This is a genomic window from Streptomyces sp. NPDC032721 (assembly GCF_055579625.1).
Window position 1 is genome coordinate 119,442 of the sequence record NZ_JBVIMX010000002.1, and the last position, 20,039, is coordinate 139,480.

Sequence of the window (20,039 nt, forward strand, 5' to 3'; positions counted from 1 at the left end):
CCGTTGAACATTGGGCCTTTATGGATGCCTAGGCGGGACATGACGCGTGGCCGGTGGGGAAGGGAACGGACAAAGGGGGGGGGGGGGCAGGACCTTGAAGGTCCTGCCCGCCCCCTCCGTCGTGGCTTCCGTCAGCCCCGGTGGATCGTGATCGTCGTCCAGGCGCCGACGTGCACCCGGTCGCCGTCCTGGAGCGGCACCGGCACGTACGGCTGGATCGGGTCCTCGCCGCCGTTCACCGTCGTGCCGTTCGTCGAGTTCTGGTCGACGACCGCCCAGGTCCCGTCCGGCTGCTGCACCAGCACCGCGTGCTGGTGCGAGACGCCCGGGTCCTCCGGCGGCACCGCGAGGTCCACGTCGGGGGACTCGCCGGTGGAGTGCCGGCGGCGGCCGATGGTGATCTGGCTGCCGGTGAGCTGAAGGTGCTGCTCGGGCGAGTACGCGGGCAGGTTCAGGCCGCCCGCCTCCGGGCCGCTGCGCTGCATCATCGCCATGAAGTAGTCACGGTCCGGGCCGACCGTCGCGGACCACTGGCCGCCGCCCTGCTGGGGGTGGCCCTGCTGGCCCTGCTGGTAGTCGGGCTGGTAGCCGCCCTGCTGCGGGTAGCCACCCTGCGGACCCTGCTGTCCCTGGCCCTGCTGCTGGTACCCGCCCTGCGGGACCTGCTGCGAGGGGGGCGGCAGCATCCAGTCGTCGTCGCCCCCGCCGGTGTGCTGCGGCTGCTGCTGGTACGGAGCCTGCTGCTGTTGCTGGAACGGCTCGGCGGGGCGGTTCATCTGCGAGGGCCGCGAACCCTGGTACTCGTACGGGTCACGCTGCTGCTGACCGCCGTACGGGGGCTGCGGGGCCGGCGGCGCGTACGTCGCCTGGTTGGTGAGGAAGTTCCACCGGCACTCCTCGCAGAACGGCGCCAGTGCCTCGCGCGGGGTGCGGCACTGCGGGCAGAGCTCGGCGTGGGCGGTGGCGTCGGGGCCACCGCCGTATCCGCCCTGGCCCTGACCCTGGTCGGGCTGCGGGTAACCGTAGGCGGGGGGCGGCGGAGGCGGGGGCGGCGGCACGGCGCCGGCCATGCGATGGCCGCAGACCTCGCACCAGTCGTCGGAACCCGACTGGTGTCCGTTCGGGCAGGTCGGCATGTCGGCGCTTCCCCCTCTCCTCGTCCGGCCCGCAGGCCGTACACAGTCCTGAAACGAAAAACTTCTGCTGCTACTTCTTCACGCGAACGGTCTTGGTCGAGCGCGTTTCGAGAGTCATCTCGTCCGCTTCCGCGACCTTCGCCTTCAGCCGCACAGTACCCGTCGCCTCGTCGACGACGTCCACCACCTTCGCAAGCAGTTTCGCAGTATCCGCGTTCCCGGAGGCCGCCGCGAGCTGGACGGCCCGTCCCAGTTTGGACGTGGCACCGTCGAAATCGCCCGACTTCCGCGCATCCAGGCCCTGTTGGATTGCTTGTGCAAGTTCCGCCTGGCCCGTGTAGTGGGCGACCTGAGGATTGATGGACGTGGAGGCGACCATGTCGTCCGTCCACACCGCCCGCACCAGCCCCTGGGACAGCGTCTGCGGGGTGCCGCCCGCCGCGTCCGGAAGGATCAGCGAGACCCTGGCGGCCAGCATTTCCTGGCCCACACCGGCCTCCGGCACGGTCACGCACACGTGGTAGTCACGCGATTCGTCACCCCATGACCCCGTAGGGTAATCGCCCGCGCGGGGACCCGCCTCGGTGCGCCTGGTGGTCAGCTCCTCGACCGTCGGGGCGACCTGCTTGACGAATTTGATCTCGACGCCGACCGGTGTCCACAGCCGCAGATTCACATCCGCGACCTCCTTGCCCATCGCGTTCTCCATCATCTGCGTGAAGTCCGCGGCGAGCCCCGCGGGGTCCGCGACGATGTCCGCCGTACCGAGCAGGGCCGAGGCGATGCCCGTGACTTCTTTCACTTCCCAGTCCGTACCCACGCCCCGGGCGTCACAGGTGAAGCGGCCCGCACTGGCCTCCAGGGCGGCGGCCAGGTCCTTCGGCGACTCGTGCTCGTTGCGGCCGTCGGTCAGCAGGATGCCGTGCCGGATCGGGGCGTCGGAGGTGGCCAGCAGCCGGTCGGCCATCTTCAGCCAGGTGCCGATCGCGGTGCCGCCGCCCGCGCTCAGCGACCGCAGCGCGGTCTTGGCCTGCGCCCGGGTCTCGGCGCTCGCCGTTGCCAGTGAGCCCTGTCCCGGATAGACCTGCTTGGCGAGGTGGGTGCCGCCGATCACGGCGAACTCGACCCCGTCGCGCAGGGCGTCGATCGCCGCGGACGTCGCGTCGCGGGCGCCGCGCATCTTGGTCGGCGGGTAATCCATCGAGCCCGAGCAGTCGACCATGATCACCACGGCCGCCGCCGGACCCTCGCCGGGTATCCGTGCGGTCGAGGCGCTCGCCCCGGTGAGGGGGGCGCCGCCGCTGGTGCCACCGCCGGTCGAGGTGACCGTCACGATCGCGTTGACCTCACGGCCGCCTTCCGGCAGGAACTCGTTCTGGTACACGTCGACGGAGAACTGAGGCACGTTGGACTTGGAGAAATTGGCCATCGATTCGGCTCCTGGTGAGACCTGCGGATGGTGCGAGACGTGGTGCGGCCCGTTGCCGCCTACTGCTGCGCTGTGCCGGTTCCGTAGGCGGATCCTGCCCCTTGCGGCAGCATCGGGAACGGCAGCACCGCCACTGTTACGTTGTCGTGCCCGCCGCCGTCGAGCGCGTGGCCCACCAGCACCTGCGCACTGTGCAGGGGACGCGTCGCCGCATCGGCCGGAATGGCGAGCGCCATGTCCTGTGCCGCCTCGGCGTAGTTCCACAGCCCGTCCGTGCAGACGACGACCACGCCCGGACGGTCCGGCTTGAACGACGCGGTGTGCGGATCGATTTCGTACGCGTCCGCGCCCAGCCACCCGGTGATCGCGTGCGCCCGGTCGTCCGCGTACGCCTCGGCCTCGCCCATCAGACCCGCGGCGACCATCTGCGCCGCCCACGAGTCGTCCTCGGTGAGCCGGGCGGGCGGCGCGGAACGGTCGTCGGGCACCCAGTAGACGCGGCTGTCGCCGATCCAGCCGACGACCAGCAGGCCGTCCGCGACGATCGAGGAGACCAGCGTGCACGCCGGGGCGTTCTGGTGGCGGTGCGGGTCGTGCTCCATGGCGGCCGACTGGTCGGAGGCCAGCGCGTTGACCGCACCGGCGGCCGCCAGGATCGCCTCGTGCAGGGCCTGCTGGGGGTGGGTGCCCTGCGGCAGGGACTCAAGGAGCAGCGCGTTCGCGGCGGCGGCCGCGGCGGCCGAGGCCTCGTCGGGGCGGGTCGCGGACGACACCCCGTCGCAGACCACGGCGATCGTCGCCGTCGTACCGTCGGGCAGCGTCGCCTCGGAGATCGCGAACGCGTCCTCGTTGCGGTGGTGGCGCAGACCCCGGTCGCTCACCGCGGCCACCGAGCCCAACTCGCGCTCCTGGTGGTCGCGTTCGCGGGGCTGGGCGTGGCCGCAGGTCTCGCAGTAGCCGTCGGTGTCGATCCGCCCGGCCCGGCAGGCGACACACACCTGCTGCGGCTGAGCGGCCGCGGGCGCACCCGGGGTGCCCTGGGCGCCCGGGGCCGCCAGGGGGTAGTCGTCCACGGTGGGCAGCTCGATGACCGGCATGTCGGCGGTGTCCTCGCCGTCGTCCGGGAAGCCGTCGTGCCCGGCCGGACGGCGCGGGTCGCTGGCGCGCGGGGACGCGTGGGCGGCGTCGTCGCCGGAACCGGGCGCTGTGGGTGCGGCGGGTGCGGAGGACTCCTGGGCCGGTCTGCCGGTGGACTGCCCGCCGGCCGGAGCGCCCGAGGGGGCTCCGGAGGGAGCTTGTGCGGGAGCTGGTGCGGGAGTTTCCGAGGGGGCGGCACCGGGCGCGTGCGCCCCGATGGCGACCGTCGGCCGGTCGTCCGGCGGCTCGGGCACGGCCGTCAGGTCGTACCCGCACACCTCACAGAACGAGTCGCCCGATTCCAGCGGCTCCTCGCAGCCGGGGCAGGCCGACAGCTGGTGCGTCTGCGACATCATCACACCCAAGTCCGGGGGCGGAGGCGGTTGGCCCGCTCCACCAATTCGATCCTCTCGTCGCCGCGCTGCGCGAGCCGTGCGAGCACCCGGTACGAGCGTTCCAGGCCGAAGCGCAGGCCCCGCTCGTCCAACGGGCTGCCGAGCAACGCGGTCTGCACGGGGCGGGCCCCGTGCCCACCGGAGAGTACCCAGTCCAGGGCGGTACCCAGCACCTCGGTGGCCAGCTGCTCCCGGCGTACGGCGTCCAGACCGAAGCCCTGGAGGGCCTCCACCTGCGCCGCGGACGCCAGTAGATCGTCGATCAGCGGGTCGTGCGCGGCGCGCCGCCGCAGCCTCGCCCGTACGGCGGCGACGCGTGCCGCCGTGTAGTGGATCGACGCCTCGGGCACCGACTCCAGCGTCCGTACCGCCTCGGGGCGGTTGCCCGCCGCCAGCTGTACGCGCGCCAGGCCGAACGCGGCACTGACGTAGGAGGGGTCGGTCGTCCACACCAGGCGGTAGTACTCGGCGGCGTTGTCCAGCTGGCCGAGCACCTCCGCGCACACCGCGAGAGCCAGCTTGGGGGCGGCCTCGCCGGGGAACGCGTCGTAGATCGCGTCGAAGGACAGCGCGGCGGTCGCGTTGTCCCCGGTGGCCAGCGAGGCGATGCCCCGGTACCAGACCACCCGCCAGTCGTCCGGGTAGGTGGCCTCCAGATCGGCCAGGGTGCGGGCGGCCTCGGTGCCCTCGCTCATCTCCAGCAGGGCCCGCAGCTCGCGCAGCTGCCGCTCCACCGAGGCGGCGGGGGCGGAGCGCAGGGCGGTGATCAGTTCGGCGGGGGCGGCGGCCATCAGGCCCGCGAGGAACCCGGCGTTCGGGTCGTTCGGGTCGACCCGGGGGACCGGCAGGGCCAGCGCGGTCGTCCTGGCCTCCAGGGAGCGCAGGTACTCGGCGTGCTCGGGAGCCACCAGGGCAGGCGCGGCGGGAGCGCCCGGCGGGGCGGGCGGGGCGCCGGGGGCGGGCGGTGCGGGGGGCACCGGGAGGCCGCCCTGGGTGGGCGCGTAGGCGACGGCGGCGGCGGACGACGGGGCGGCGCCGGGGTGGGCGCCGGGCGGGAGCTGGCCGGGCTGGCCGGGTGCGGGCTGGCCTGGCTGCGGGGCGCCCTGGAGTGCGTACGCCTGCTGGCTGCCCGGGCCCTGGGCCTGCGCGGGGATCTGCCCGGCTGCCCCGGGCGCCCCGGCGGCCCCTGGTGCCCCCGCGGCCCCGGCGACGCCCTTGCGCTGCCGGGTGCGGCGCGGCGCGGGCAGTGACCGTATGCCCAACTGCGAGACCGAACCCGTCAGTTCCGCGAACAGCCCGGTGTCCGTGACCCGCAGCTCCGGGCCGAACAGCGTCGACAGCGACGGCCTGGGCCTGCCCGTCTGGAGCGCCACGACCTCCCGCAGCACCCCCGTCAGCTGGTCCGCCATCTCGGACGCGGAAGCGAACCGGCGGACCGGATCCGGGTCCGTCGCCCGTACGAGAAGGCGGTAGAAGGACTCGTACTTCTGGAAGACCGGAATGTTGTCCGGCTCCGGGAGCGAGTCCACGAAGACGTTCGTGTAGCCCTGGAAGTCGAAGGTGAGGACGGCCAGGGTGCGCGCCACCGTGTACAGGTCGGAGGCCACCGAGGGGCCGACCTCGGCGACCTCGGGCGCCTGGTAGCCGACGGTGCCGTAGATGGCCGACTCGTCGTCGTCCATGCGGCGCACCGCACCCATGTCGATCAGCTTCAGCTGGTCCTGCTGCTGGATCGCGTTGTCGACCTTGAAGTCGCAGTAGAGCAGGTTGCGGCTGTGCAGGTGGCCGAGCGCTTCGAGCGCCTCGATGCCGTACGCGCAGGCCTGCTCGACCGGCAGCGGATCGCGCTTGCCGCCGGTGTCGCGGCGCTCGTTGGCTATCTCCTTGAGCGACTTGCCGCCCACGTACTCCATGACGATGTAGCCGTCCATGGAGCCGGTGCGGGTGTCCAGGTGCTCGACGAAGTTGTAGATCCGCACGATGTTGGAGTGCTCGATCTCCGCCAGGAAGCGGCGCTCGGAGATCGCGGCGGCCATCGCGTCCTGGTCACCGGTGTCCAGGAGGCCCTTGAGGACCACCCAGCGGTCGGACACCGCCTTGTCGACGGCGAGGTAGACCCAGCCGAGACCGCCGTGCGCCAGACAGCCGACCACCTCGTACTGGCCGTGCACCACGTCGCCCGTGCCCAGCTTGGGGACGAAGGAGTACGGGTTGCCGCACTTGGTGCAGAAGCCCTCGGTCCGCCCGATCCGCTCCCCGCGCGTACGCCCCACCGGGGCCCCGCAGTCCGAGCGCGAGCAGAATCGCTTCCGCTCGGGCACCTCGGGGTTCTCCATGATGGCCGTACGAGGATCAGGACGCGGCACCTCCGGCACCGTGACCAGACCCGCGCCGAGCCGGTTGCGCCCGGAGGCGGCCGTCGACTTGCCCGAGGAGCGCACCGACACCGAACGCGAGGTCGTCGCCCCGGACAGCGCCCGCGAGAGCCGCCCCGAGACCGACCGGCGCGAGGTCGACGACCGGGAGGAGCGGGACGCCTGCGAGGAGGCGCGCGAACTGCTGCGCAGGGAGCTGCTGTTGGAGCCCCGCGAGGACGCCTTGCCGCCGCCGGTGATGCCGGTGGCACTCGCGGCGATCAGCCCGTTCGGCGACACCACGGGGGCGAGCCCGCAGGTGTCGCAGTACATCTCCCCGCCGCCCATGTCCTCGTAGTTGCCCCCGCAACCGGGGCGCTGACAGGTCGTGCTCATGAGTTACCCCCGTGGATGCGGTCGTTGGGCCCCGAAGGGCGTGGGGTCAGGACGTCCCTGGCGGTCTCCTGGTAGCGCAGCACCGCCTGCTCGGCGGCGCGCAGGTCGCACGGCGCGCTCCACAGCATCCGGCGCGCGGCGTCGTACCGCTCGACGAGCTGCGGGTCCTCCGCCATGCCGTGCCGGGCGACCTTCGCCTTGTACGCGTCCAGCCTGCCGCGCAGTTCCGCCCGTACGGCCAGCGGCTGGGTGACGGCGCCCAACGACTCGCGGGCGCGCAGCAGTTCGTCCTCGGCGTCCCGCTCCAGCGAGTCGAGCAGCGGGGACAGCCGGTGCCAGCGGGCGTTCCTGCGGTGCTCGGCGGCAGCCGCCAGCAGCTCCTGGAGCGCGGTCGGCGGGCCGCTCACCGCGGGCACCGAGGAACCGGCGATCTTCGCGAGGACCTCGGTGCGCGCGGAGCGCGCCTCGGTGAGGGTGCGGTCCGCCCTCGACAGCACGTCGCGCAGCGACACCAGGCGCTGCTCGGCGTCCTGCCGCACGGTCAGCACGGCGTCGATCTCACGGCGTACGTCCTCCAGGGCGCGCGCCGCCCGGTCGTAGCGGTCGGTGTCCGGCCGGCCGCCGCCGGGTGCCGAACTCCCGGGCGCGGACCGCCAGAAGGCCAGCGGGTCCGACACCACCTGGGCGCGCAGCGTCGCCAGCTCCTGGGTGATCGACTCCAGGTCGTCGCCCGCCGGATGCTCGCCCGGCCGCACCCCCACCGAGTGCGCCAGCGAGCGGGTGCGGTGCAGCTCGGCGGCGAGGAGGTCTATCCGGGCGGGCAGCGCCGACCACACCGCGTCGGCGGTCACCACCATGTCGAGGGAGGCCGCGTACAGCTCGTTCATCCGCTTCACCAGCTCGGCGAGCGAGAAGTGCTCGGACAGCTTGGCGGGGCCGGTGATCGAGGCGGGCGCGCCGTGGGAGTGGGCGCCGCCGGAGACGGTGATGCCGTCGCCCCGCAGCAGTTCGGTCAGCTCCACCAGGTCCTCGCGGCTGGGCCAGCGGCGCCGGGCGCGGACCTCGCGGGCCGTGTCGAGGGCGGTCGTGTACGCGTCGAAGTACGTCCACAGCAGGGTGATCGACTGCTCCGTGGACGCCCACCGGTCCTTGGTGCGGCCGGTCAGCTCGGCACCCTCCAGAAGACGCCGTCCGGCGTGGTCCTGGAGGGCCAGCAGCGAGGTCTCGATCGCCTCGTGCTCGGCGCTCAGGCGCGCCAGGGCGCGGTCCGCCCGGTCCCGGTCGAGGACCGGGCCGGGAGGGCTCCCCGCCGGGTCGGGGGAGGATCCCGCGACGCCCATCGATCACCTCTCCGTTTCGCTGCTGGGCCGGTTGTCTTCTCCCGGCTGCTTCTTCCACTCGGCCCGAACTCGGCAACTAGGCCTGAACTCGGCTACTGCGGCCTGAACTACTGCGTCCTGAACTTCGGGGCGGGCGGGCCCGTGAGGCCCGGCAGGTCCGCCTGCAGCCACTTCTCGTAGGAGTTCACCCAGGCGGTCTTGCCGTTCGCCTGCTTCGCCTTGCTGTACGTGTCCAGCACCTTGTTGATCCGGCTGACCAGGTCGGTGTTGTCCTTGTTCGTCGCGACGCCGTAGTACTCCTTGGTGAACGGGTCGCCCATCAGCTTGATCGCCGGGTCCTGCGCCGCCTGGCTGGCGGCCAGCGCGTTGTCCGTGACGACCGCGTCCACCTGGCCGATCTGGAGCCGCACCAGGCAGTCCAGCTGGTTGGGCACGGGGTACTCGCGCGTCTCGAAGACCGCACCGTGCGCGTCCTTCTTCATCGCGTCGAACGCCGTGGAGCCCTTGGCCGTGCAGACCCGCTTGCCCTTGAGCGAGTCGTCGTACCCGGTGATCTCGGAGTCCTGCGGGGCCAGCACCTGCTGTCCGGCCTGGAAGTAGGCGTGGGAGAACGCGACGTCCTTGATCCGGGAGCAGTTGACCGTCATCGTGCGCACCACGACGTCGACCTTCTGGGCCTTCAGCAGCGGAATGCGCTGACTGGTCGGGATCGCCTGGTAGATGACCTTGTCCGGGCTGCCGAGCAGCTCGGTGGCGATCGCCCTGACGATGTCGATGTCGAAGCCTTCGAGGGCGCCGCTGGCGGGATTGCGGTAACCCCAGCGGAAGCTGTTCTGGTCGACGCCCGCGATGAGCTTGCCCCGGGCCTTGATCTTCTCGATCGCGGCCCCCTCCGGCAGCCCCGGACGCAGACTCGCCTCGGGGTCCTTGCAGTCGTCGGCCTTCGCGGGCAGCGCCGTGGTGACGCCGCCACCGGCCGCCACCGTGTCCGCACCGCCGCCCGCGCCGTCGGGAAGCGGCAGCACGGTGATGCCCGCCGTCAGCGCGCAGGCGGCCGCCAGGGCGACCAGACCGGACCGCCAGCCGGCCCGCAGGGTCCGGGCCGAACCGGACCTCTTCGTCCCGCTCCCGTTCATCGCACTCCCTCCGGCTGCCTGATCCCGAGCGTCCCGAGCGTCGCATGCGTCCTGTGCACGCTGTCCGTTCTGTGCACGCTGTCCGTCCTGTGGCCTCATCACCTGAACTCCGCGAGCCTGCGGCCCATGCCGAGAACGGCGGCCGCCGCGGCGAGCACGGCCAGTACGGCCGCCCCGATCGCCAGCCCGGACAGTGCGCTGCGCCCGCCCTCGGCGGCCTCGGTGAACTCGCGCTGCTCCCAGCTCAACGCCTTCGCCAGGGCGTTGTCCACCTGTGCGAACGTCTCGCCGGTCGAGTCCTTCGGATCGAACTCACCGGTCGGGGTCTTCGCACCGACGACCTTGTCCAGCGCCTCTTCGTAGTTGCCCAGGTCGTCGGCGGCGCGCGCCTCGGTGTGCCGCGTCTTCCACGTGTCGACCCCGGCCGTGGCCTGCTTCACGGGGTTCCGGCCCTCGTCGTCGTCCGCGAGCCGCCCCGCGTCCGCGAGCCGCTGCACCAGCTTGTCCATGCTGGTGCGGTAGTCCGCGTCGTACTTGTCCTTGTTGTCCGAGGTGGTCACCGCGCCCCGGGACACCAGGGTCAGGTTCTCGTTGGCGCGCGCCTGGAGCGAGCTGATCCGGGCGTCGTTGAGGACCTTCAGCGACTCCTGGCCGTGCGCCCGGGAGTCGTCGAGCCCGGACGAGGCGACCGAGTGCCCGACCACCAGCCACAGCAGTACGGCGCCGGAGGCGACGGTCGCGGCCACCAGACCCTGGTTGAACACCCGGTTCGTACGGCGGAAGTTGCGCTGCTGGGCCCAGCCGAGCGCGCCGAGCGCCAGCACGCCGAGGGCCAGGGCGACGTACGGCCAGGTGCTCGCGTCGTCGTAGTCGCGCTCCAGGCGCTCGGTCTCCGCCTGGTACAGCCGCTCCGCGGCGGGCAGCAGGTGGACGGTCATCTGGTCGTTGGCGTAGCGCAGGTAGGCGCCGCCGAGCGGCAGGCCCTGCCGGTTGTTGGCGCGGGCCCGCTCGATCAGGCCCGTGTACCGGGGGAGCCACTGGTTGAGGGTGGCTATCTCCTGGCGGGAGGTGCCCGAACCGTCGGTGTTCGCCGCGGCCTTGACCAGCAGCCGGGAGGCCTCGGCGATGTCCTTGTCGTACTTCTCGGTCACCGAGCGGGGCTCCTGCGCACCGGCCAGGAATCCGCTGGCGGCCGAGGTGTCGGCGTCGGCGAGGGAACGGTAGATGCTCGCGGCGTCGGCGGACAGCGGCTGGCTGCGCAGCACCACGTCGTCGGCGGCGGCCGCCCGGTCGGCGACCTGCCAGGCCGTCGCCGCGCCGAACGCGAGGACCAGCACGGCCAGTACGGCCCCGATGATCCGCAGCCGTCCCGGTTCGGTCGTCGCCCCCGCGCGCAGCCGGTCCATGCCCTCGGACCAGGCGCTGGTGCGCGCGGGCGGCTGGGGCCCCGGGCCTGCGGGCGCGGGTGGCGCTGCCGGTGCGGGCGCGGGTGCCACCGCGGTCCCCCCTGGGCCGCTCATCGGCGGGTGTGCCACGTGACCTCCCCCTCGGTCGTGGACGGCTGGCCCGTCTTCCGGCGGGCCTCCCTCCCCATGAATACGTCGGAGAGATCCGTTTGGTTCCCGTACGGAACCCGGGGACGATCACCGCGCCCGGCCGACGGGCGGCCGGGAAGGTGACCGACCGGGGACCGGTCGTTGCCCAATTCGTGCCGGGGACATGCCACTTCGTGGCCGAATCCTATGCGGGTAAGGGGCCGGGGGCCATGGGGGCAGGACCGCCGACCGTGTCGTCCCCAATTGCGGGGGAACGCCACGGTCGGCGGCCCGTACGCACGCGGTGCGCGCGGCGCACGCCTCACGCGGTGCGCACGCCTCACGCGGTACACGCGGCGCACATGCCGCGGGGTGCGTACGCCTCACGTGCCGTCAGGCGTACTGCGCCCGCAGCCTCCGGTGCGCCCCGGCCGGCGCCCCGACGTGGTCCAGTCCCAGCAGCGCGGCGCCCAGCACCGGCGCCGCCGTGACGACCCGCGCCGACGCCTTCGGCGCCCGCTCGGCCAGCAGGGCCGTGATCCGGTCGTCCAGCTCCGGGTGCCTGGCGGCCAGCACACTGCCGCCGAGCAGCACCGGTGCCTCCTCCTCCAGCAGCCCCAGCCGCCCCAGCGCCACCGACGACAGCGCCACCACCTCGTCCGCCAGCCGGTGCACCAGCGAACGCGCCACGGCGTCCCCGCCGGCGCTCACCTCGAACACCAGCGGCGCCGCCTCGTGCAGCCGCACCATCGGAATGCGGCCCAGGTGCAGCGCCTCGATCAGTGCGTACACGGACTCCACCCCGTAGTGCGCCGGCAGCACGCGCGCGAGGTCGGTGTGCGCACCCCGCCCGTCCTCCGCACGCGCCGCGAACCACATGGCCTCGTCCGCCAGGCCCCCGCCGCCGCCCCAGTCGCCGGAGATCTTGCCGATCGCCGGGAAGCGGGCGGTGCGCCCGTCGGGGAGCATGCCGACGCAGTTGATGCCCGCGCCGCACACCACCGCGACACCGCGCGGCTCGTCCACCCCGGCCCGCAGGATCGCGAAGGTGTCGTTGCGGACCTCGGTGCTGCGGCCCCAGCCGCGCGCCTGCACGGCGAGCGCCAACTCCTCCTCCTCGACGGGCAGGTCGGCGTTGGCCAGGCACGCCGAGACGTGGTCGACGCCCTGGACGCCGGCCGCCGTCATCGCCCGTACCACCGCGTCCGCCAGGACGTCGACGGCCACCTGCACACCGACCAGGGGTGGCTGGAAACCGCCGCCCCGGCCGCTGCCCAGAACGGTGCCGTCCGCGCCGATCACGGCCACGTCCGTCTTGCTGTTGCCCGCGTCGACCGCGAGGACGCTGCCGTCCTCGAAGCCGTCCGGGGAAGTGCTCACGCCCACGCCAGGTGCTCCCGGTTGTGCGCGATCAGCTTGTCCGTGAGTGCCTCCGCGTACTCGAACTGGCCGACCAGCGGGTGCGCCAGCAGCGCCTTGAAGACCCGCTCGCGGCCACCGTGCACGGCGGCCTCCAGGGCGAGGTTCTCGTACGCCGTGACATGGGAGATCAGCCCCGCGTACATCGGGTCGAGCGCGGGCACCGCGAGCGGCGTCGCACCGCTCGCGTCGATGCGGGCCTGCGTCTCGATGACCGCGTCGTCGGGGAGGAAGGGCAGGGTGCCGTTGTTGTACGTGTTGACGACCTGCACCGGCGAACCGCCGCCGCCGAGCAGCCCGGACGCCAGGTCGACCGCCGCCTCCGAGTAGAAGGCGCCGCCGCGCTGGGCGAGCAGTTCCGGCTTCTCGTCCAGCGCCGGGTCGCCGTAGAGCGCCAGCAGTTCCTTCTCCATGGCGGCGACCTCGGCGGCCCGCGACGGCTTGGTGCCGAGCTCCCGGACCACCTCGTCGTGCAGGTAGAAGTAGCGCAGGTAGTACGAGGGGACGACGCCGAGCCGGTCCACGACGGCGCGCGGCATGCGCAGATCGGCGGCGATGTCCTCGCCGTGCTCGGCGATCAGCCGGGGCAGCAGGTTCTCACCGGCCGGGCCGCCGAGACGTACCCCCAGCTCCCAGGTGAGGTGGTTGAGGCCGACGTGGTCGAGGTGGACCTCGGCCGGGGAGACGTCGAGCAGCTTCGCGAACTTCCGCTGGAAGCCGATCGCCACGTTGCACAGACCGACCGCCTTGTGGCCCGCCTCCAGCAACGCGCGCGTGACGATGCCGACCGGGTTGGTGAAGTCGATGATCCACGCCTCGGGATTGGTGCGGCGCACCCGCTCGGCGATGTCCAGGACGACCGGGACCGTGCGCAGCGCCTTGGCGAGACCGCCGGCGCCCGTCGTCTCCTGGCCGACGCAGCCGCACTCCAGCGGCCACGTCTCGTCCTGGTCGCGGGCCGCCTGGCCGCCCACCCGGAGCTGGAGCAGCACCGCGTCGGCACCGGCCACGCCCGCGTCCAGGTCACCTGTGGTGGTGATGGTGCCCGGGTGGCCCTGCTTGGCGAAGATCCGGCGGGCGAGTCCGCCGACCAGCTCCAGACGGTCGGCCGCCGGGTCGATCAGGACGAGCTCGGTGACCGGGAGCGTGTCCCGCAGCCGGGCGAAGCCGTCGATCAACTCGGGTGTGTAGGTGGATCCTCCACCAATTACTGCGAGTTTCATGAATTGATGACCTAGCCCTTCACTCCGGTCAGCGTGACACCTTCGACGAACGCCTTCTGTGCGAAGAAGAACACGAGGATCACAGGGGCCATGACCAGTACGGTCGCGGCCATGGTCATATTCCAGTTGGTCTGGTGCGCGCCCTTGAAGGACTCCAGGCCGTAACTCAGCGTCCACGCCGCGGGGTTGTCCGAGGCGTAGATCTGCGGGCCGAAATAGTCGTTCCACAGGGCGAAGAACTGGAACAGGGCGATCGCCGCGATGCCGGGCTTGGCCATCGGCAGCACGACGCGGATCAGCGTGCGGAACTCGCCGCAGCCGTCCACCTTCGCCGCGTCCAGGTACTCGTTGGGAATGGTCAGCAGGAACTGCCGCAGCAGGAAGATGGAGAAAGCGTCCCCGAATGCCAGCGGAATGATCAGCGGCCACAGTGTGCCGGTGAGGTCCAGCTGCTTCGACCAGAACAAATACATCGGGATGATGATGACCTGCTGCGGCAGCATCATCATCGAGATCACCAGCAGCAGTGACAGGTTGCGCCCGCGGAAGCGGAACTTGGCCAGTGCGTACGCCACCGGAACCGACGAGACCACCGTGAGGACGGTGCCCAGACCTGCGTACAGCAGGCTGTTCTTCCACCAGCTCAAGAAGCCCGGTGTCTCGAAGACCTTGACGTAGTTGCCCCACTCCCAGGTGTGCGGGATCAGGTCGCTGGTGAGCGCCTGGGAGTCGCTCATCACAGAGGTGAGGAAGAGGAAGACGAACGGCAGCACGAAGAACAGTGCCGCCGCGATCCCCAGGGAGTGCACACCGATCCAGTGCAGCGTGGCCTTGCGGCGTGCGGTGCGGTGCGCCGGAGTGGGCGCATCCGTGTTGAGCGGTCGCTCAAGTGTGGTGGTGGACATGGGAGTTAGTCACCTGCCTGGAGAAGGCCGCCGCGACGTCGCATCAGCAGGGCCGTGAAGGCCATCGCCAGGACGAACAGGACGAGCGCGGTGACCGCGGCCGAGCCGTAGTCGAAGCGCTGGAAGCCGAGGTTGTAGACGAGCTGCGGCAGGGTCAGGGTCGAGCTGTCCGGGAAGCCGGGTTCCAGTGTCTGGCCCGAGTTGCCGATGATGCCGGAGGCGACCTTCCCCGCCACGAGGGGCTGGGTGTAGTACTGCATCGCCTGGATGACACCCGTGACGACGGCGAACATCACGATGGGCGAGATGTTCGGCAGCGTCACGAAGCGGAACCGCTGCCAGGACGACGCGCCGTCCAGCTCCGCCGCCTCGTACTGCTCCTTGGGCACGTCGAGCAGCGCGGCCATGAAGATGACCATGAGGTCGCCGATGCCCCACACCGCGAGGATGGTGAGCGCCGGCTTCGAGAAGGCCGGATCGGTGAACCAGTCGGGAGTGGGCAGGCCCAGGTCGCCGAGGATCGCGTTGACCGGTCCGGTGCCCGGGTTCAGCAGGAAGACGAAGCCCAGGGTGGCGGCGACCGGCGGGGCGAGGTAGGGCAGGTAGAAGAGAGTGCGGAAGACTCCCGTACCCGTCTTGATCTTGGTGATCAGCAGGCCGATGCCGAGCCCGAAGACGACCCGGCAGGTCACCATCACGACGACCAGCCACAGCGTGTTGCGCATCGCGGGCCAGAACATCGGATAGTTCTGGAAGACGTACTTCCAGTTGTCGAGGCCGTTGAGGGCCGGCGCGCCGAAGCCGTCGTACTTCGTGAACGAGAAGTACACGGTGGAGAGCAGCGGGTACGCGAAGAACACCGCGAAGCCGATCAGCCACGGCGACATGAAGGCCGCCGTACGAAGCGCAGACCTCCTGCGCTTCGTACGGAGCGTGTGCGTGGTCATCAGAGGGCTACTTCGCCTTCGCGATGTCGGTGTCGATCTGCTTCGCGAGCTTTTCCAGACCCGCCTTGAGGTCCTTCTCGGTGCCCTTCTCGTACTGGTAGCCGAAGTCCTGGATGGTGTTCAGGTACGTGGCGCCGTTGACCGCACCCGCGGCCGTGTTGGACTTCGGGTGCTGGGCGATGTCGATGAAGGTCTTGAACTCCGGCTCGATCTTCAGGTCGGGCGACTTCAGCGCCTCGAAGGTCGACGGCACGTTGTGGATCCCGTTGGAGAACTCCACGACCGCCTTGGTGTCGGTCGTCATGAACTTGATGAGCTCCCACGCGGCGTTCTGCTTCTTGCTCTGAGGGGCGATGCCCATCACCGTGCCGGACAGGTAGCCCCTGCCGTAGGTGTCCTTCTGGCTGTCCGGGACGGGCATCGGGGCGACACCGATCCTGAACGGGACCTTGGCGTCCTTCGCCATCCCCAGCCGCCACTCGCCGTCCATCTGCATCGCGACCTGGCCGGTGTGGAAGGGGTGCTTCGCGCCGAACTCGTCACCGAAGGTGTTGCGGAACTTCTCCAGCTTCTGCAGCCCGCCGAGCTCGTCGACCATCTTCTTCTGGGTGGTGAACATGTCCGCGAACGCCGGGTCCTTGGCGACCTGCGACTTGCCGTCCTTGTCGAAGTACTCCGGGCCCCAGGAGCCCAGGTAGTGCTCGGTGGTCGTCTCGTAGCCGTGGAAGGCGGGCATGAAGCCCAGCTGCTCGAAGCCGTCGCCCTTGGCCTTCGTCAGCGCCTTCGCGGTCTTCAGGAGCTCCGAGTACGTCTTCGGGGCCTCCTTGATGCCCGCCTTCTCGAAGGCGTCCTTGTTGTAGTAGAGCCCGTACGCGTCCGCCAGCAACGGCAGTGCGCAGCGCTTCCCCTCGAACTGGGTGTAGTCGAGCATGACCTTCGGGAAGGTCTTCTCCAGGTCCAGCTTCGACTTCTCGATGAACGGCTTCAGGTCCGCGAAGGCGCCCGAGGAGCAGAACTTTCCGATGTTGGACGTGGTGAACGACGACACGACGTCCGGGCCGTTGGAACCGCCGCTGCGCAGCGACTGGTTGAGCTTGTCGTCATTGATGTTGCCGACGACGTTGACCTTGATGTTCGGGTGCGCCTTCTCGAAGCGGTCGACGTTCTCCTTGATCGCCTTGACCTCGTTCGGCTGGTTCCAGCCGTGCCAGAAGTTGATCGTGGTCCTGGCGTTCGGGTCGTCCTTCGCGGTGTTCTCGGCGGAGCCGGTACAGGCGGTGGCGACGACCGATATCGCGGCGACGGCGACGGCGGCGGAGGACAGACGGCGGTTTCTGCGCATGACGGAGCTCCCAGGGGCAGGACGGGGCACGGGGGTTGGGTGAAGGGGACGGGCGGGGTTCTAGCGGGACGAGGTGTCGAAGACCTCGTCGCGGGTGGCCTCCAGGGCGCTGTGCAGCGCACCTCTCAGCACGGGGGACTGCTGGATCTCGCCGAGGACGAGGCGGGGGCGCGGCGCGGCCAGTTCGGCCAGCTCCGCCTGGACACGTGCCCGCAGCGGTTCACCGCCGGCGGCGATCACCGCCCCGGACAGCACGATCAGTTCGGGGTCGAGCACGGCCACCACGGAGGCCAGTCCGGTGGCCAGCCGCTGGGCGAACTCCGGCAGCAGCCCGGCGAGTTCCGGCTCTCCGGCGGCCGCCCGCTCCAGCAGCCCGGCGGCCACTTCCACGGCCGGCTGCTCGGCGGTCTCCACCCCGAGCCGCTTGGCGATCCGGGGTACGGCGACGGCGCCCGCCAGCTCCTGGAAGCCACCGCCGTTGGCCTGCGCCACATGCCGCATCAGCGGGGCACCTGGCACCGGCAGGAAGCCCACCTCGCCCGCGCCGCCGGTCCAGCCCCGGTGCAGCCGCCCACCGAGGACGAGCGCGGCCCCCAGGCCGGTCTCCGCCCACAGCAGGACGAAGTCCTCGTGCCCGCGCGCCGCGCCGAGACGCTGCTCGGCGACCGCGACCAGGTTCACGTCGTTCTCGTACTCGACCGGCATCAACAGCACCGCCGCCAACTCGTCGAGCAGCGTGGCGGAGTGCCAGCCCGGCAGGTGCGAGGCGTACCGCAGCCGCCCGGTGCCCGGGTCGAACGCGCCCGGCGTGCCGATCACCACCCGGTGCAGATCGCCGCGGACCAGCCCGGCGTCCTTGACGGCCCCGTCCAGGGCCCGGGTGACCTGGCCCACCACGTCCGCCGAGCGCCGTCCGGGCGTCGCCAGTTCGAAACCGCCGACGGTCTCGCCGGTCAGATCGGCGACGGCGGCGCGGATCCTCTCCGGCGTCACGTCGAGGGCGCCGACGTGGGCGGCACCCGCGTTCACCGCGTACAACTGCGCGCTGGGTCCGGGGCGGCCCTCCGTCGTGCCGGTCGCCACCACCAGCCCGGCCGCTTCGAGACGGGCCAGGAGCTGGGAGGCGGTCGGCTTGGAGAGCCCGGTGAGCTTGCCGATCCGGGTACGCGAGAGAGGGCCGTGGGCCAGCAGGAGATCCAGCGCGGCACGGTCGTTCATCGCGCGCAGAACGCTCGGCGTCCCTGGCGTTACGGCCATCTCGGTGTCACCCCAACAAGGTTGTTAGGAAAGTTTCCTATTCAGTGACAGGAAGGTAAGGCCCGCTGAATCCGCCCGTCAATGGAAAGCACCCCCGAGGCAACCAAAGCGTTACCTGGGGGGTGCGGAGGGGACGGGTGTGCGCCGTGCGCTACTGCTTGCCGAGATTCGGGCCCGGGGTGGCGCCCCCCGTGCCGGGAGCCGCGCCCGCCGGCGGGATCGGGGCACTGGCCAGGGCCTGCGGAGACGTCGGGTTCGCCATCGCCGACGGGGCCGCGACGCCCGCCGTCGGGTCCACCGGCTCCTCCACGGTCAGCGGGACCGGCCCGCCGACGATCCGGATCCCGGCCTTGTCGAAGGCGTCCTTGACCCGCCAGCGCAGCTCCCGCTCCACACCCAGGGCCTTGCCCGGCATGGTCTTCGCCGACAGCCGCACCACCATCGAGTCCAGCAGTACGGAGTCCAGGCCGAGGACCTCGATGGGGCCCCACAGCCGCTCGTTCCACGGCTCGGCCTTCGCCATCTCCTCCGCGACCTCGGACAGTACGGAGCGCACCTTCTCCAGGTCCTCCGTGGGCCGGACCTGGACGTCGACGCCGGCCGTCGCCCAGCCCTGGCTGAGGTTGCCGATCCGCTTGACCTCGCCGTTGCGGACGTACCAGATCTCACCGTTGTCGCCGCGCAGCTTGGTCACCCGCAGGCCGACCTCTATGACCTCACCGGAGGCCACACCGGCGTCGATGCTGTCGCCGACCCCGTACTGGTCCTCCAGGATCATGAAGACACCGGACAGAAAGTCGGTGACCAGGTTCCGCGCGCCGAAGCCGAGTGCCACACCGGCCACACCGGCGCTCGCCAGCAGCGGCGCCAGATTGATGTTCAGCGCGCCGAGCACCATCAGCGCGGCCGTGCCCATGATCAGGAACGAGGCCACCGACCGCAGTACGGAGCCGATCGCCTCGGACCGCTGACGGCGCCGCTCGGCGTTGACCAGCAGGCCGCCCAGCGCGGTGCCCTCCACGGCCTGGGCGCTGTTGTTCATGTGCGCTATGAGCTTGGTGATCGTGCGCCGGATCACCGACCGCAGGACGGTGGCGATCACGATGATCAGCAGGATGCGCAGGCCGACGCTCAGCCAGGTGGACCAGTTCTGCTCCACCCAGCTCGCGGCGTTTCCCGCCTTCTCGGCGGCCTCGTCGAACGTGACGGGGTCGGCGGGCGGTTCTGCGACCAGTAGGCCGGACCAGGACACCTCGGGCACCTCCATGCGATGTGGCAGACCCACCACACTAACGGGGCAATGTGAAGGGGCTCGTTGACTTGGGGGGCCGGGGGCTGTGGTCCCTGACACTCCGTCGACCGGTTCCGGGCTGTGGCGCACAACACTTCGGGCCCGTTACGCGGACGTGGTGGCGCCACGACCAGGCATGAGGGGAGACTGTTCGTGCATCGTCCCGGCGCGAGCCACGCGCCGCCGGCGTACAAGGAGGCATCCGTGCCGCATGTCCTGGTCCTCAATGCGTCGTACGAGCCGCTCGGCGTCGTACCGCTCCGCCGTGCGCTCGTCCTCGTCCTCGAAAACAAGGCACTCTGCCTGGAGGAGTCCGGCGCCTTTCTGCACAGCGCGACCCGTGTCGTCCCCGCTCCCAGCGTGGTCCGGCTCAAACGGTTCGTGAGGGTTCCCTACCGGGGTCCCGTTCCGCTCACCCGCCGTGCGCTCTTCGCCAGGGACGGCGGGCGCTGTATGTACTGCGGTGGCGTCGCAACCAGCGTCGACCACGTCATTCCGCGCAGTCGCGGCGGACAGCACGCCTGGGAGAACGTGGTGGCGGCCTGTCGCCGCTGCAATCACGTCAAGGCCGACCGGCACCTCCTGGAGCTCGGCTGGCGGCTGCGCCATCAGCCCGCCCCGCCGTCCGGTCTGGCCTGGCGCATCATCGGGACCGGGCACAGGGATCCGCGCTGGCTCCCTTACCTGCAACCGTTCGGCGCGGACGACGCCCTGGCCCGGATCGACGGCATATCGGCCTGAGACCGGGATTTTTTGTGTCCGCGCGCAGAAACACCGCGGGGGTTGAGCAAACGCTC

16 protein-coding genes are annotated in these 20,039 nt (G+C 71.2%); 2 read left to right on the plus strand and 14 right to left on the minus strand.

The window, feature by feature from the left end; all coding sequences use genetic code 11:
• Positions 1-131: 131 nt before the first annotated feature.
• The 4 genes from ACZ5PB_RS06790 to ACZ5PB_RS06805 form a co-directional block, all read right to left on the minus strand.
• The gene (locus tag ACZ5PB_RS06790; protein ID WP_468688452.1) at positions 132-1,136 is read right to left on the minus strand and encodes an FHA domain-containing protein; all 1,005 of its coding nucleotides are present in this window, start codon (positions 1,134-1,136) and stop codon (positions 132-134) included.
• A gap of 70 nt (positions 1,137-1,206) precedes the next feature.
• The gene (locus tag ACZ5PB_RS06795) at positions 1,207-2,565 is read right to left on the minus strand and encodes a vWA domain-containing protein (RefSeq protein WP_468688454.1); all 1,359 of its coding nucleotides are present in this window, start codon (positions 2,563-2,565) and stop codon (positions 1,207-1,209) included.
• Positions 2,566-2,624: 59 nt separating this feature from the next.
• Positions 2,625-4,055: a PP2C family protein-serine/threonine phosphatase gene (locus ACZ5PB_RS06800; protein WP_468688456.1), complete on the minus strand. Its 1,431-nt coding sequence runs from the start codon at positions 4,053-4,055 to the stop codon at positions 2,625-2,627.
• A 2-nt stretch (positions 4,056-4,057) separates the two neighbouring features.
• Positions 4,058-6,463: a serine/threonine-protein kinase gene (locus ACZ5PB_RS06805; RefSeq protein WP_468688458.1), complete on the minus strand. Its 2,406-nt coding sequence runs from the start codon at positions 6,461-6,463 to the stop codon at positions 4,058-4,060.
• Between the two features lie 10 nt (positions 6,464-6,473).
• On the opposite strand from ACZ5PB_RS06805, the gene ACZ5PB_RS06810 reads away from it, so the two are divergent.
• Positions 6,474-6,809: a hypothetical protein gene (locus ACZ5PB_RS06810; RefSeq protein WP_468688459.1), complete on the plus strand. Its 336-nt coding sequence runs from the start codon at positions 6,474-6,476 to the stop codon at positions 6,807-6,809.
• Between the two features lie 34 nt (positions 6,810-6,843).
• Here the strand turns inward: ACZ5PB_RS06810 and ACZ5PB_RS06815 are convergent, their stop codons facing one another.
• From ACZ5PB_RS06815 to ACZ5PB_RS06860, 10 genes are all read right to left on the minus strand, one after another.
• Positions 6,844-8,187, minus strand: coding sequence for a coiled-coil domain-containing protein (locus ACZ5PB_RS06815; protein WP_468688461.1), 1,344 nt, complete (start codon positions 8,185-8,187; stop codon positions 6,844-6,846).
• A gap of 107 nt (positions 8,188-8,294) precedes the next feature.
• On the minus strand, positions 8,295-9,323 hold the full coding sequence (locus tag ACZ5PB_RS06820; protein WP_468688464.1) for a glutamate ABC transporter substrate-binding protein: 1,029 nt from the start codon (positions 9,321-9,323) through the stop codon (positions 8,295-8,297).
• A 98-nt stretch (positions 9,324-9,421) separates the two neighbouring features.
• Positions 9,422-10,858: a hypothetical protein gene (locus ACZ5PB_RS06825; RefSeq protein ID WP_468688466.1), complete on the minus strand. Its 1,437-nt coding sequence runs from the start codon at positions 10,856-10,858 to the stop codon at positions 9,422-9,424.
• Between the two features lie 393 nt (positions 10,859-11,251).
• Entirely contained in the window at positions 11,252-12,238 is a 987-nt protein-coding gene (locus ACZ5PB_RS06830; protein WP_468688468.1) for an N-acetylglucosamine kinase, read from the minus strand.
• A complete protein-coding gene (locus tag ACZ5PB_RS06835; protein WP_468688470.1) occupies positions 12,235-13,500 on the minus strand; it encodes a 6-phospho-beta-glucosidase in 1,266 nt (421 codons plus the stop codon). Before ACZ5PB_RS06835 ends, ACZ5PB_RS06830 begins: the two co-directional genes overlap by 4 nt.
• An 11-nt stretch (positions 13,501-13,511) precedes the next feature.
• Positions 13,512-14,405: a carbohydrate ABC transporter permease gene (locus ACZ5PB_RS06840; protein WP_468688471.1), complete on the minus strand. Its 894-nt coding sequence runs from the start codon at positions 14,403-14,405 to the stop codon at positions 13,512-13,514.
• Between the two features lie 5 nt (positions 14,406-14,410).
• Positions 14,411-15,352 carry a carbohydrate ABC transporter permease gene (locus ACZ5PB_RS06845; protein ID WP_468688473.1) on the minus strand — a complete coding sequence of 314 codons (942 nt, stop codon included), beginning with the start codon at positions 15,350-15,352 and terminating at the stop codon, positions 14,411-14,413.
• Positions 15,353-15,359: 7 nt separating this feature from the next.
• Positions 15,360-16,694, minus strand: coding sequence for an ABC transporter substrate-binding protein (locus ACZ5PB_RS06850; RefSeq protein ID WP_468688474.1), 1,335 nt, complete (start codon positions 16,692-16,694; stop codon positions 15,360-15,362).
• A 60-nt stretch (positions 16,695-16,754) separates the two neighbouring features.
• Entirely contained in the window at positions 16,755-17,951 is a 1,197-nt protein-coding gene (locus tag ACZ5PB_RS06855; protein WP_468688476.1) for an ROK family transcriptional regulator, read from the minus strand.
• A gap of 151 nt (positions 17,952-18,102) precedes the next feature.
• The gene (locus ACZ5PB_RS06860; RefSeq protein WP_468688477.1) at positions 18,103-19,218 is read right to left on the minus strand and encodes a mechanosensitive ion channel family protein; all 1,116 of its coding nucleotides are present in this window, start codon (positions 19,216-19,218) and stop codon (positions 18,103-18,105) included.
• A 228-nt stretch (positions 19,219-19,446) separates the two neighbouring features.
• Here ACZ5PB_RS06860 and ACZ5PB_RS06865 point away from each other — a divergent pair, with 228 nt between their 5' ends.
• Positions 19,447-19,983, plus strand: a complete 537-nt coding sequence (locus ACZ5PB_RS06865; protein ID WP_266653880.1) for an HNH endonuclease — start codon at positions 19,447-19,449, stop codon at positions 19,981-19,983.
• Positions 19,984-20,039: the final 56 nt, after the last annotated feature.

Bases quoted from the DNA above. Each gene is read 5' to 3' on its own strand.
- ACZ5PB_RS06820 (WP_468688464.1), bottom strand. From the start codon at position 9,323: ATGAACGGGAGCGGGACGAAGAGGTCCGGTTCGGCCCGGACCCTGCGG.
- ACZ5PB_RS06855 (WP_468688476.1), bottom strand. From the start codon at position 17,951: ATGGCCGTAACGCCAGGGACGCCGAGCGTTCTGCGCGCGATGAACGAC.
- ACZ5PB_RS06800 (WP_468688456.1), bottom strand. From the start codon at position 4,055: ATGTCGCAGACGCACCAGCTGTCGGCCTGCCCCGGCTGCGAGGAGCCG.
- ACZ5PB_RS06845 (WP_468688473.1), bottom strand. From the start codon at position 15,352: ATGACCACGCACACGCTCCGTACGAAGCGCAGGAGGTCTGCGCTTCGT.
- ACZ5PB_RS06860 (WP_468688477.1), bottom strand. From the start codon at position 19,218: ATGGAGGTGCCCGAGGTGTCCTGGTCCGGCCTACTGGTCGCAGAACCG.
- ACZ5PB_RS06795 (WP_468688454.1), bottom strand. From the start codon at position 2,565: ATGGCCAATTTCTCCAAGTCCAACGTGCCTCAGTTCTCCGTCGACGTG.
- ACZ5PB_RS06815 (WP_468688461.1), bottom strand. From the start codon at position 8,187: ATGGGCGTCGCGGGATCCTCCCCCGACCCGGCGGGGAGCCCTCCCGGC.
- ACZ5PB_RS06840 (WP_468688471.1), bottom strand. From the start codon at position 14,405: ATGTCCACCACCACACTTGAGCGACCGCTCAACACGGATGCGCCCACT.
- ACZ5PB_RS06850 (WP_468688474.1), bottom strand. From the start codon at position 16,694: ATGCGCAGAAACCGCCGTCTGTCCTCCGCCGCCGTCGCCGTCGCCGCG.
- ACZ5PB_RS06835 (WP_468688470.1), bottom strand. From the start codon at position 13,500: ATGAAACTCGCAGTAATTGGTGGAGGATCCACCTACACACCCGAGTTG.
- ACZ5PB_RS06790 (WP_468688452.1), bottom strand. From the start codon at position 1,136: ATGCCGACCTGCCCGAACGGACACCAGTCGGGTTCCGACGACTGGTGC.